Below are 11,854 nucleotides of genomic sequence, written 5' to 3'. Positions count from 1 at the left end.
GCAGTAGAAAATAAGAGCTATATTGCAATTGAAGGATAAACTTTCTCCCCCTCGCTTTCGGGCGGCCCCTTATCGGGACCGCCCTTCTTTTTTGGTTGATATACTTATAAAACAGTGCCTTTTAAAAACTTTAGTTTACGATATTTTTAGGCGTGCCTTTTAAAAATTCTTGCAGATTCGATACTGCAATATCCATCAATCTTTTTCTGGATTCCTTTGGCGCCCAGGAAATGTGCGGTGTGATCAGACAATTTTTCGCTGTCAGCAACGGATTATCGCTTTTAATGGGTTCTGTAGATACCACATCAAGACCTGCTGCTGCCACCTTTCCGCTGTTCAGCGCATTTGCAAGGTCCTGCTCATTGATCAGCTGACCGCGGGAATTATTGAGAATAATAACTCCATCCTTCATTTTTGCGATGGTTGATCTGTTGATCATTTTCTCTGTTTCCGGGAAAAGCGGACAGTGCAGCGCTATGACATCTGATTTTGAAAGTACCTCATCTAAATCTGTATAATTGCATGTATCTGATTCCAGTGCCGGATTTCTGTAGGAATCATAAGCGAGGATCTTCATTCCAAGAGCCTGAGCGATTCTTCCTGTAGCTTGTCCGATCCTTCCATAACCGATGATTCCCATTGTCTTTCCATCCAGCTCAATAAGCGGATAATCCCAGAAGCACCAGTCCGGATTGGCGACCCATTTTCCCTCATGAACCACCTTGCTGTGATAACCAATATGATGACAGATTTCCAGAAGGAGCGCAATCGCGAACTGTCCTACTGCCGCTGTTCCGTAAGTCGGTATATTAGCTACCGGAATATTTCTTTTCCTTGCTGCAGTGATATCCACTACATTATATCCTGTAGCAAGCACTCCTACAAATTTCAAATTTTTACATTCTTCAAACACTTTTTCAGGAAGTGGAGTCTTATTGGTATATACAACTTCTGCATCTCCGATCCTTTGGATCACTTCTTCTGTATCTGTAAGAGACGTCCTGTCATATACGGTACATTCTCCCAGTGACTCCAGTCCTTTCCAGTCCAGGTCTCCCGGATTCAGAGTGTAACCGTCAAGTACAACTATCTTCATTTACTGTATTCCTCCTATATCTGCGGATTTTCGGGATGCAGCATAGTAGCAATGACTTTGTGGAGCACTTCGTCCTTCCAGATTTCTTTCCAGTTTTCTCTCATAACAAGTCTGTTTCCAAGGCCGATTGCCACTTTACATGCATCTGACACCGGAGGATTTCCCGGTATATATCCTAAAAAGTTTGCTGACAGATTGTAGATATGTCCGGTCAGGAAGGAAACCGCCGCTTCCTTGGGGATTCCTCTTTTTACTGCTTCTTCCACTGTCTCCGCCATGGCATAGAGGCAGGTTGCCCCCAGAAGTTCCACAAGAGTCGGCTCCAGAAATGCAATCTGCTCGGATGTCATAACATAGGCGTGTTCCACCGGTGCATACATTTGTTTTGCCACTTCCACGCATTGTGCAAATCGACCGTCATCTCCCTGTATCTTGGACATCACAATATCCTGTTTTCCACCGCATCCTCCGAACCGGTCCTGACGTGCCTCGTAGGTATCCTGATCCAGGAAATAGGAAGGATGGCATGGATGGGCAACGCCAAATGTACAGTCATCCCTGAGAGTCAATTCTTTTGCTACAGCTGCTGCCGGATCCAGTATAATAAATCCCGTACCGGGACGAAGCTGCGGGACATAGACTGCGGATAACTTTCCGATCAGCGTATCCGGAACAGCAAATACAACAACATCTGCCTTCTCCAAAGCTTCCTCAACCGGTGTCGGTTCAAAACCTCTGTCTTTAATGCTCTGTATTCCGGCCTCTGATGCCTCTACCATTAACAATTCAAATTCATCAGGCTTTTTTGCAAGATTGTTGCTTGTTCTTGTTCCCATTTTTCCGCCTGCTCCAATTACACTTACGACTATTTTTCCCATCGTATATAACCTCTTTTCTGTCTATTTTAAATTTTCTTCTACTGTTTTTGCGATGTTTTCCGGCGAAAATCCATATGCATCTGCAAGTTCTTTTGCCGGTCCGGACTCACCAAATTTAGTAAGGCCCATTCTCTTTACATATTTCGGATCATTTTCCACAACCAGTTTACTGATGTAAGCACCAAGACCTCCATTGACATTATGATCCTCTACCGTAACAATCTTTTTGGTCTTTGCAATTGCTTCCAGTATCTTCTGTGGATTCTTTCCATATAAAATATTGACATCGCCGACTGTCACCTGAATCCCTTTATCTTTGAGGATATCTGCCGCCTTCAGGACACGGTCAAGTACAAAACCGCTGGAGAGTAACAGTGTGTCATTCCCATATTCTTTTAAAATCCGTATACCGTCCTCACTGAATGGCGTTTCTATATCATAGATATCAGCTTCTCTGCCGCTTCCGGCGCGCACATATACCGGACCGTCTATTTCTGCTGCCATTTTTACTGCATGATAAGTCTGTGCCGCATCTGCCGGAGTGAAGATTGTATAATTCGGAATATTGGAGAGAATACCCAGATCTTCATAAAACTGATGAGTTACTCCTTCTCTCTCTCCTCCGAGAAGCCCTGAATTAATCCCTACAAATTTTACATTCAAATCAGGATATGCCACAAATGTTCTCATTTGTTCGCAGGCACGCATAGTGAGAAATCCGGCGTAAGTTCCGACAAATGGAGTAAGTCCTGCTGCTGCCAGCCCTGCTGCCGTATCCACTGCATTTTGTTCTGAAATTCCCACCTCTACATACTGTTCTGGATGAAGCTCGGCAAATTTTGTTGCTCGCATCGCTTTAAGGGAGTCCGGAGACACGAACATAATTTTGTCGTTTTCCTGCGCCATATCCAAAAGCGCCTGTGCAAACGCTTCTCTTGTCCCTTTAAATCCTGCCATTACAACGCACCTCCTAACTCTTTTACTGCTTCTTCATATTGTTCTTGTGTGGGAACTCCCTTATGCCATGCATTATTATTTTCCATATAAGAAACACCTCTGCCTTTTATACAGTCACAAACAATAACGCTCGGTTTCCCTTCCGCATTCTTGGCATTTCTAATGGCTTTTTGAATTTCTTCGATATTATGTCCGTCAATTTCCTGTGCATCCCATCCAAAAGCCTCGAACCTCTCTTTGACATTGTTTGACCCGATGGTCTCCTCAACGCTTCCTCCGCTTTGCCAGCCGTTTTTATCTACAAATACGATCAGATTATCCAGATGGTGTCCGGCGGCAGAATTAATTCCTTCCCAACATACACCTTCCTGAAGTTCTCCATCTCCGGCGATGACAAATACATTGTAATCTTTCCCGAGGTATTTTCCTGCAATGGCCATTCCCGATCCAATGGAGATTCCATTTCCCAAAGAACCAGAAGTCATATCCACGCCCCTTGTCTTATTCATAACCGGGTGCCCCTGAAACTTACTTCCCAGTGCACGGAGATGAAAATCTTCTACCTTTTCTCCAAAATATCCTCTCTCGGAAAGCGCCGCATAATAAATGGGGCAGGCATGTCCCTTTGACAAAATAAATCTGTCCCGGTCTTCCCAATTTGGATTTTCCGGATCAATCCTCATTTCATCAAAAAACAATACCGCCACAATATCTGCAATAGACAATGCCGGTCCCGGATGGCCGTCTTTCCCTTTGTAAACCATTTCTACTGCGGTCAGACGGAGATGATCGGCTTTCTGCTTTAATTCTGCTGCATTCATACAAGTTCCTCCTTTTTATTTCGTTCGGATGAATTATATACTATATTATTTAATGTTTATTTAATTAACATTAAACATCTGATGTTTAATGTATACTACATTTTCCGGAGAAAGTCAATAGATTTTAAAAAATATCTATTAATCGTTTGACGTTTTATGTTTTTTTCGTTATAATAGTTTCAAAGTATAAATTGGGTGATTTATACTCTTTGATAGCTATGTTGAAAGGATAGGGAATTTATGAGTAATTTATTTCAAGCAACAAAAAGAGAATCTGCTGTTGATATTGTAGTAAACAGCATTAAGCAGCTGCTGATGGACAAGAAGCTGCTTCCAGGCGATAAGCTTCCCAACGAGCTGGAGATATCTGAAGGGCTGGGTGTAAGCCGCGGATCTGTCCGAGAAGCTATGAAAATCTTGTCGGCATTTGGCCTGGTGGACATTCGTGTCGGAAACGGTACCTATGTCAGCGAATCCCCGGACAGCAACCTGCTGGACTCTCTTCTGTTCACATATTTCGTCACTAATCCTGACGTAAATAATCTCTATGAATTTCGACAGATATTTGAAACAGATATTGTAGAACTTGTCATCGACCACTTTGATGAAAATGGCGCCCAGCGAAAAGCGCTGAAAAAGAATCTGGATGAACTGGAAGCACTGATCCGCGCCAATGCCGACACGGATACAATTTTTAAAAAAGATATGGAATTTCATCATATTTTGGGGGAAGCCTGCTGCAATCCTCTGGCCGCCCGAATCTACTATTTTGTTATTGATTCTCTCCGCGCTTCCATTTCCCATACACACACACATCAAAAGGGCGAATTTGCTTACGAGGCACATACAAAAATTTACAATATCATCCAGGAAAAACGTTACGATAAAATTAAAGACTGCATTAAAAATTCCGTAGATATCTGGTATGAATTACAGGATTAAAAAAAAGTCATGCAGCTGTAAATCCAAAGGCTGCATGGCTTTTTTTCAATTTACTGACGTAGAGCCGGGAATCCTGTTTTTTTCTGCTCTGGCTTTTGCCGGCAACTTTATATTAAGAATAATAATAGAAAATATCACTGCTGCAATACCCAGTATTATATTTCCCGTTAATTTTTCACCCAGAAAAACAATACCGAATACCGTAGCTGCTATTGCTTCCGTTGATGCTGTGATGGAAGCTTTTCCCGCTTCCATATGCTGCAGACCTATAGTATACAACAGATAGGGCAAAAGAGCACTGATAACGACAAAAGCTACTTCCACCATGATCCATTCAGCATGTTCTGATGAGCTTCCCAGAATTTTTCCCACATCACACAAAGGCAAAATTCCTATACCGCCAATTACAAAAGTATATGCCATAATTGTAACCGGCTGATATCCCTTTTTTAATCCGGCAGCACTGAATATGGAATAAAGGGCGTAAGCCGCCCCTGCTCCCACTCCTGACATAACTCCTGCCGCCGTAATTGTCTGAGCGCCTCCCATAATTCCCGATACAAAGAAACATCCTGAAAAAGCACTGGCAAGCGCTATGATCTTACGAATGGTTATCTTCTCGCCCAGAAAAATGCAGGATAAAATTGCCACCACTGCCGGAGATATATAAAGAAGCACTGCTGCAACTGCCATGGAAGTCATCTGAATCGCCTGGTAGTAAAAGCAGTTAAAGCATATGATACTTAAAAGCCCACTGCCTATAAAAACCCAGATATCCTTTAATTTTATCTTCAACAGCTCCCTTTTTGTAAGAAGAAGGACCAGGAAAATGACCGCCCCCGTCCCTGCCACACGTATCGCCGCAATATCCATAGAGGACAAGGCCATTTTCCCAAGCTCTTTTACAAATATTCCCTGACTTCCCCAGAAAATCCCTGCCAATATGACAAAAAAAGAGCAAAATTTTTTCATGGTTCATTTCCTTCCAAACGTTGTCTAATATTTCTCCGGGAAGAAAATCCTTCCGGTTCTATCATCGATCGGCGTTCCGAATTTATTGCCGATCACGAAGCAGATCAACGCAACGCCGAGGCCAATGATAATGTTGTGGAAAGATCCGACTGAAATATCCAGAGCCATAGTAATACAGTAGGAACTTAAGCCTCCGATCACACTTGCCAGCGCTCCCACTTTGTTGGCCGATTTCCAGAATAATCCAAACAGCATAGTCCACAAAAATACGGTCTGCAGTCCGCCAAAGGCAAACATATTGATCCATACGATCAGATCCGGCGGGTTAATAGCAATGACAACTGACAAAATGCCCATGATAGCTGTAACTGCAAAAGAAATCTTAGCTACCAGCTTCTGATCAGGTTCTTCCTTTTTCTCCGATTTATAATGCAGATACATATCCTTTACAATTGCAGAAGACCCTGCAATCAAAAGGGATGATACAGTGGACATGGCTGCCGCCAAAGGTCCTATAATTGCCACGCCGCCAAGGATCGGAAACATGTAATTTACGATAACAACAGGAATAACGGTATCTGTAGATCCTTCAATTGTAGCGAAAAGGCCGCGTGACCATGTTCCGATCAGATGAATGCCGATCATCATAATTCCTACAACTACCGTTCCATAGATCATTGCTTTATGTACAGATTTCGTATCTTTATACCCAAGACATCTTACCTGTGACTGTGGGAGTCCGATAGTAGCAAATCCACACAAAAGCCACTGTGACAGGTAAAGCTGAAATGGAATCTGACCGCTGGCTCTTGGGTCCAGAAGATCAATCCCCTCTCCGGAAGCCACTGCCTGTGCAGACTGTGAAGTGATATTCGCCATAATCGCATCCAGTCCTCCCCCTCTTTGAATTACTGCAATTCCAAGAAGAATCGTTCCTATCACCATCACGATCGCACACGCCGTATCTGTAACAGCAACTGCTGTAAATCCGCCGATCGTGGTATAGATAACAACAACCGCCGCAAAAATTATCAAACCGATCGTATAATCAAAACCGGTACATGCCGAAAAAAGCTGTGCGCCTCCAATAAACTGGCTCACCATCTGTGTAGTAAAAAATACGAGAATAACAACTGCACAGATGTAGGATAATGCATTTGATTTGTATCTTGCCCTTAGCACATCAATTACCGTTACAGAATCTGTTTTGCGGCCTACAACAGCCATTTTCTTACCCAGTACTCCCAGAATCAGGAAAGCTGCAACTACATTGGATGTTGCATAATACACCCATCCAAATCCTGTCTCCCAGGCTTTTCCTGCCCCGCTTAAGAAGGAACTGACAGAACCGTAAGTTGCTACCAGTGTCATGGCAAGCACAAAGCCTCCCAGGCTTCTTCCACCGATAAAATATTCTTTTGAAAAGTTCTGTGCCTTTGCGTCGGCAGACCTCTTCTGTACATATACTCCGATTCCCATAAGTCCTACAAAGAAGACAATAACAGGAATTAATCTTAATACTGAATCATTCATTGATATCCTCCTCGTCATCACCAAGATCAAAGTCTTTAAACACAAACTTCAACAGATACACTACTCCTATGATACCTACAAACCAACAGCCAAAGCTTCCCAGAACAAACCAGGCCGGCATACCAAGAATGGTCCAGCTGTTTCCTGCCAGAAGATAAACTCCGAATCCTCCGGCCAGCCATACAATAAAGGAAATCAAACCTACAATCCAGGTAGCTTTTGCCTCTTTGTTCATCTGAATGAACTTCTCTTTGTAACTAAGTTCTTCCTTTTCTTTTTTATTTTCCATTAGTTTTCACCTCGTTTATAACAAATCTCACCGTCAATAATGGTATAATCTACTTTTGTTTTTACAATATCTACCGGATCAATTGCTAAAATATCCTCTGAAAAGACTGTAAAATCAGCCAGTTTCCCTACTTCTATGCTTCCTTTGATGTCGTCTTCAAAGCTGGCATATGCACCGTTCATAGTATAACAGCGGACAGCCTCCAGCATGGAAATTCTCTGTCCCGGACCACACACCTCTCCGGTTCCCCGGTCTATTCTGTTAACCGCTCCGTCTAATCCTGCAATAGCGTCGCAGGCTGCCGTAGGAGCGTCACATCCAATAGCCGGCTTTAATCCTGCATCAATGAAGCTTCTTAGAGCAAACAGATAATTAATGCGCTCTCCAAAATAACGATGATAGTCACTGCCGTTTAAAGGAATAAAATGCGTATTTGCAATCGGAACAATCCCCATTGCTTTCATTCTCTGTATCAGGTCGTCGTCTACAATAACACAGTGCTCAATTCTGTGTCTGTGTTCCTCCGGTTTTCGGTAATGATTCTTCAGGGCCTTTTCATATCCTTCCACCATAAATTCCACAGCAAGATCACCTTCCGCATGTGCAGTTGCCTGACAATCATGCCTGTTAATATAGTCAATATAATCTGCGACTTCCTCCCTGTCCCAGGATAAAATTCTGGGAAGTGTAGGATCGTGGGAATACGGTTCCCTTGTAGCCATAGTCGGTCCGCTGCTTCCCCCGTCTACCATAAATTTGCAGCTACCTATCCGAAAATGCTCATCTCCAATCCCTGTATGGAATCCCAGCTTCAGGAAATGCTCATTATCTTCTTTAGAGAATGGCTTTCCAAAAATACTATGAAGCATCATAAACTGTCTCGGTTTGAACCAGCCGCTTTTTGCAGCCTTAAACATCATACTGTATGCCGGAGCATCGCATTCTCCACAGTCATGTACAGAAGTGATCCCTCCTTCCAGACATGCCTTGTTTGCACGCTCGATCGCTTCCTTAAGTTCTTTTTCTGTGTATTTCACCTTACTCCACAGATAGAATGCACTTAAATCTCTTGTAAGTCCTGTAAATTTTCCATCTACGACTTCGATTTCACCTTCCCCGAATCTTTTGATATCCTCCGGCGTTTTAATATCTCCGGCCGCCAGGCCAAGCGTATTGTAAATACATACGTGTCCACATGTACGCATACACTGTACAGGATGATCCGGGGCAGCATCGTCTAAATCTTCCAGTGTGACATGACGTTTTTCCGCCAACTTATTATTGTCATATCCCCACAGTTTGATCCAGTCACCCTTTGGTGTTACCTTCGCTCTTTCTCTTACCAGTTCCTTAATGTCTTCGATACTTTTACATTTTGGATATGTGGCATCAATGATCGCTCCATTCATAAATCCGGACAGGATAGGGTGATAATGGCTGTCGATAAAACCGGGAGTCATGGCCCGTCCCTTTAAATCTATGATTTCAGTATTTTCATCTGTCAGAGTTTTTATTTCTTCATTTGAACCAACAAATACAATTTTGTTTTTCTTGATCCCAACTGCTTCACAGATATCATCCTGATCATTTACTGTGATGATTCGTCCGTTTATAAATGCTTTGTCTATATAAGAATAATCAAAAAACATTTTTTCCTCCTTTTTTGTGCTGTACCTGCTGTAACTCCTGCTGTCTTTTATCCCATTCGCTTTCCTCCTTATATTTTCCGTCACTTTTGTATATAATTAAACATCCGATGTTTAATGTATATCATATATCAACTTTTTTGTCAATATTATACTTTTCAAAAAGACTTTTTGTTATTTTTTTGGTTGTTTTGTCTTGTTTTTTTGATATAAAATTACAAAAAGACCCCGGTCACTATGCACAGAGCTGAACCGGGGCCTTTCTTTCCCACATAATTTCTATATCCCTTTTTTCTTACAGATATCATTAAGGCAGCATTTATCGCAATACGGTTTTGTCCTTGCTGTACACACATCCCGGCCATGGTAGACAAGACGGTGACAGAAATCACTTCCTTCTTCCGGAGGAATGATCTTCCAAAGAGCCATCTCTACTTTCTTTGGTTCCTTGATGCCATCCACCAGACCGATCCGGTTTGTCAGCCTGATACAATGGGTATCGGTGACAATGGCAGGCTTGCCAAACACATCCCCCATGATCAGATTAGCGCTCTTTCTCCCCACTCCCGGAAGCTTTAAGAGAGCGTCGAAATCATCCGGAACCTTCCCGTCATATTCCTCCTTCAATATCTTCATACATGCGCTGATATCTCTCGCTTTGCTCTTGCCAAGCCCGCAGGGTCTGACAATATTTTCAATATCTTCTACATCCGCCTCTGCAAGAGCATTTACATCCGGATATTTGTCATATAGGACTTCTACAATCTTATTGACTCTTTCATCTGTACACTGTGCTGCCAGACGCACACTTACAAGAAGCTTCCAGGCCTGATCGTAATCCAGGGTACATCCTGCATCCGGATATTCTCTTTTCAATCTTTCGATCACTTCTAATGCCAGCTGCTTTTTTGTCATTTTTTCTTCCTCTCTTTGTATTTTTTATTTTATACTTTTTTATGTGTTTCTTTAACCTGTGCTCTTCCTCTCAAGACCTCCGGATAAAACAGGATCCAGATCTTCCAAAATCCAGCTTTTCCTGTCCCTCGACCTAAAAAAACCTCCGTTTCTCCCGCATGCTTTCCGGCATTTTGACACCATAAACTGTATGCGGAAAACAAAGTCCCGGGATTCCATGCAGGTAAAGGGATGTTCCTCTGTTGCAACGATCTGAAGGTCGTCTTTCCTGTAAAAAGGATATCTCCCTTCAAATCCTGCCTTTTTCAGCCGGCGGTTTACAGCCTTTCTCTTTTTCAGAATCTCTGTATTTAAGGGTTCTCCGTAATCCCTCTTCGGGTATGCAAGAGACGCCTTTCGGATTTTTTCGTAAATCATTTCATACAAAGGTTCCCTTGCAGGACTGCAAAGCATGGACGCCAGCCTCTTTTCCAAAAATCCTGCCGGAAATTTTTCATAAATTCCGGTCAAAAAAGCGTACATCCCATCCCCAGCCTCTTTGGCAAGCTTTTTCATACATGCTGTTCCCTGTGGACTTGAAGGATATCTTTCCTCCAGGGATTCCTCCACCGGCGACCAAAAGCGAAAAGGCGGAAACTCGATCAGGTGCATAAGCTCCATCTCCAGATCGCTGCATGCCTTTTCCTTCATATATTCATATTTATCATAGATCGTTCCTGTCATATACACCAGCTGACGCCAGTGTTCCTGCCCTTCCACCCAGAAATGTCCGATCCTGTGATATTGATAGCACTGGAACGATTCCTCTATTTCCCGGAACCAGATCGTAAAAACGTTCTCGCTCCCCTGCTTGACGATCAGAGCCGTCTGTCCGTCTCGTTGTGCGATCTGGGCCTGTAGGGGAAATTCCTCCGGATCCAGCTGCAAGTATTCTCCTGTTATTCTGGCATCCTTCAGTACAAGATAACATTCCAGAGCATCGTTCATCATATAGGGAATATAATAACTGCTGTTTCTTGGCCCGATCACCTCTTCGTAAAGTTCAAAAACCTGGTACTGGAAAATCTCCGCCAGCTTTCCGTAAGTCTCCGGCATATCTTTTCCCAGACCGGGAAGAAATTTTTTCCTCTCTTCGTAATGTTCTAGCATAATCCAAGTGTCTCCTTTACCGCTGCCATACGTTCATAAAATGTTTTGTAAAAATCTTCAGAACCGTAGGGCGTCTGATAAAATGTGCGAAGCAGATATGTCTGCAGTATCTTTATCTGCGCCTCTTCAAGCTGGGCTGACTCTCTCCGGCAAAGTGCAAGAAACTGGTGCCAGTCCCAGATATAAGCTTCGTATGCTTTTAAGTTTGCAATGTCCAGCCACTTCTTGATCTTAACTTTGCTCCTGTCCTTCTTTTGGCACTCATGTATCTGCAGAAAATACCGGAATCCGTTTTCTTCATAATATCTTCCCAGCGGAAACATCCTGCAGATTCCCGGACGGAATCTGTGAATGCTGCAGCGGCCTTCCTGATCAAGAAATGTGCATTTCTCTGTCTTTTCATCCATACGAAGATTCGGCAGGATCATACCGTCCACCACATTCAGCTCAATGGCCCCTTCCATCAATTCTGCAAAAGTTCTTCCTGTTCCTTCCGTCATCTGTGCAATATCCCAGGGATCCAGGACAATGGATCTTCCCATGCCGCGGCAGCAGGCAAAGCATCCTTCACAGCCCCGGCAGTCGGCTTTTGCCATGTCTGTCGATGTGTAAAGGCTGCCGTCGGAAATCTCCGAAAGTTCTATATTTCTTATCAT

Annotated in this window: 12 protein-coding genes; 1 reads left to right on the top strand and 11 read right to left on the bottom strand. The window is 43.1% G+C overall.

The window, feature by feature from the left end; all coding sequences use genetic code 11:
* Positions 1-130: 130 nt before the first annotated feature.
* From WJ238_RS03270 to WJ238_RS03255, 4 genes are read right to left on the bottom strand one after another with little or no spacing between them, the layout of a single operon-like run.
* Positions 131-1,096, bottom strand: coding sequence for a D-2-hydroxyacid dehydrogenase (locus WJ238_RS03270; RefSeq protein WP_230107033.1), 966 nt, complete (start codon positions 1,094-1,096; stop codon positions 131-133).
* A 14-nt stretch (positions 1,097-1,110) separates the two neighbouring features.
* The gene (locus WJ238_RS03265) at positions 1,111-1,974 is read right to left on the bottom strand and encodes a phosphogluconate dehydrogenase C-terminal domain-containing protein (protein WP_230107034.1); all 864 of its coding nucleotides are present in this window, start codon (positions 1,972-1,974) and stop codon (positions 1,111-1,113) included.
* Positions 1,975-1,995: 21 nt separating this feature from the next.
* A complete protein-coding gene (locus tag WJ238_RS03260; RefSeq protein ID WP_230107035.1) occupies positions 1,996-2,931 on the bottom strand; it encodes a transketolase family protein in 936 nt (311 codons plus the stop codon).
* On the bottom strand, positions 2,931-3,752 hold the full coding sequence (locus WJ238_RS03255; RefSeq protein ID WP_230107036.1) for a transketolase: 822 nt from the start codon (positions 3,750-3,752) through the stop codon (positions 2,931-2,933). Before WJ238_RS03255 ends, WJ238_RS03260 begins: the two co-directional genes overlap by 1 nt.
* A 240-nt stretch (positions 3,753-3,992) precedes the next feature.
* Here WJ238_RS03255 and WJ238_RS03250 point away from each other — a divergent pair, with 240 nt between their 5' ends.
* Positions 3,993-4,694, top strand: a complete 702-nt coding sequence (locus WJ238_RS03250; RefSeq protein ID WP_230107037.1) for a FadR/GntR family transcriptional regulator — start codon at positions 3,993-3,995, stop codon at positions 4,692-4,694.
* A gap of 45 nt (positions 4,695-4,739) precedes the next feature.
* On the opposite strand, the gene WJ238_RS03245 is transcribed toward WJ238_RS03250, so the two are convergent.
* From WJ238_RS03245 to WJ238_RS03215, 7 genes are all read right to left on the bottom strand, one after another.
* Positions 4,740-5,666 carry a DMT family transporter gene (locus WJ238_RS03245; RefSeq protein ID WP_230107038.1) on the bottom strand — a complete coding sequence of 309 codons (927 nt, stop codon included), beginning with the start codon at positions 5,664-5,666 and terminating at the stop codon, positions 4,740-4,742.
* Between the two features lie 24 nt (positions 5,667-5,690).
* Positions 5,691-7,199: a sodium/pantothenate symporter gene (gene panF / locus WJ238_RS03240; RefSeq protein WP_230107039.1), complete on the bottom strand. Its 1,509-nt coding sequence runs from the start codon at positions 7,197-7,199 to the stop codon at positions 5,691-5,693.
* Positions 7,192-7,488: a YhdT family protein gene (locus tag WJ238_RS03235; RefSeq protein WP_230107040.1), complete on the bottom strand. Its 297-nt coding sequence runs from the start codon at positions 7,486-7,488 to the stop codon at positions 7,192-7,194. The genes panF and WJ238_RS03235 overlap by 8 nt, the downstream gene beginning before the upstream one ends.
* A complete protein-coding gene (locus tag WJ238_RS03230; protein ID WP_230107041.1) occupies positions 7,488-9,137 on the bottom strand; it encodes an amidohydrolase in 1,650 nt (549 codons plus the stop codon). The genes WJ238_RS03235 and WJ238_RS03230 overlap by 1 nt, the downstream gene beginning before the upstream one ends.
* 276 nt (positions 9,138-9,413) lie before the next feature.
* Complete coding sequence (locus WJ238_RS03225) at positions 9,414-10,049, bottom strand: endonuclease III domain-containing protein (protein WP_256195903.1); 636 nt, start codon at positions 10,047-10,049, stop codon at positions 9,414-9,416.
* 51 nt (positions 10,050-10,100) lie between these two features.
* On the bottom strand, positions 10,101-11,198 hold the full coding sequence (locus WJ238_RS03220; RefSeq protein WP_230107043.1) for a DUF3878 family protein: 1,098 nt from the start codon (positions 11,196-11,198) through the stop codon (positions 10,101-10,103).
* The gene (locus tag WJ238_RS03215; protein WP_230107044.1) at positions 11,192-11,854 is read right to left on the bottom strand and encodes a YkgJ family cysteine cluster protein; all 663 of its coding nucleotides are present in this window, start codon (positions 11,852-11,854) and stop codon (positions 11,192-11,194) included. The genes WJ238_RS03220 and WJ238_RS03215 overlap by 7 nt, the downstream gene beginning before the upstream one ends.

The sequence above is a fragment of the Claveliimonas sp. genome (genome assembly GCF_037273965.1).
Classification (GTDB): domain Bacteria; phylum Bacillota; class Clostridia; order Lachnospirales; family Lachnospiraceae; genus Claveliimonas; species Claveliimonas bilis.
This window is presented reverse-complemented; position numbering and strand designations above follow the sequence as displayed.

Bases quoted from the DNA above. Each gene is read 5' to 3' on its own strand.
- WJ238_RS03270 (WP_230107033.1), bottom strand. From the start codon at position 1,096: ATGAAGATAGTTGTACTTGACGGTTACACTCTGAATCCGGGAGACCTG.
- WJ238_RS03265 (WP_230107034.1), bottom strand. From the start codon at position 1,974: ATGGGAAAAATAGTCGTAAGTGTAATTGGAGCAGGCGGAAAAATGGGA.
- WJ238_RS03260 (WP_230107035.1), bottom strand. From the start codon at position 2,931: ATGGCAGGATTTAAAGGGACAAGAGAAGCGTTTGCACAGGCGCTTTTG.
- WJ238_RS03255 (WP_230107036.1), bottom strand. From the start codon at position 3,752: ATGAATGCAGCAGAATTAAAGCAGAAAGCCGATCATCTCCGTCTGACC.
- WJ238_RS03250 (WP_230107037.1), top strand. From the start codon at position 3,993: ATGAGTAATTTATTTCAAGCAACAAAAAGAGAATCTGCTGTTGATATT.
- WJ238_RS03245 (WP_230107038.1), bottom strand. From the start codon at position 5,666: ATGAAAAAATTTTGCTCTTTTTTTGTCATATTGGCAGGGATTTTCTGG.
- panF (WP_230107039.1), bottom strand. From the start codon at position 7,199: ATGAATGATTCAGTATTAAGATTAATTCCTGTTATTGTCTTCTTTGTA.
- WJ238_RS03235 (WP_230107040.1), bottom strand. From the start codon at position 7,488: ATGGAAAATAAAAAAGAAAAGGAAGAACTTAGTTACAAAGAGAAGTTC.
- WJ238_RS03230 (WP_230107041.1), bottom strand. From the start codon at position 9,137: ATGTTTTTTGATTATTCTTATATAGACAAAGCATTTATAAACGGACGA.
- WJ238_RS03225 (WP_256195903.1), bottom strand. From the start codon at position 10,049: ATGACAAAAAAGCAGCTGGCATTAGAAGTGATCGAAAGATTGAAAAGA.
- WJ238_RS03220 (WP_230107043.1), bottom strand. From the start codon at position 11,198: ATGCTAGAACATTACGAAGAGAGGAAAAAATTTCTTCCCGGTCTGGGA.
- WJ238_RS03215 (WP_230107044.1), bottom strand. From the start codon at position 11,854: ATGATAAGAAATATAGAACTTTCGGAGATTTCCGACGGCAGCCTTTAC.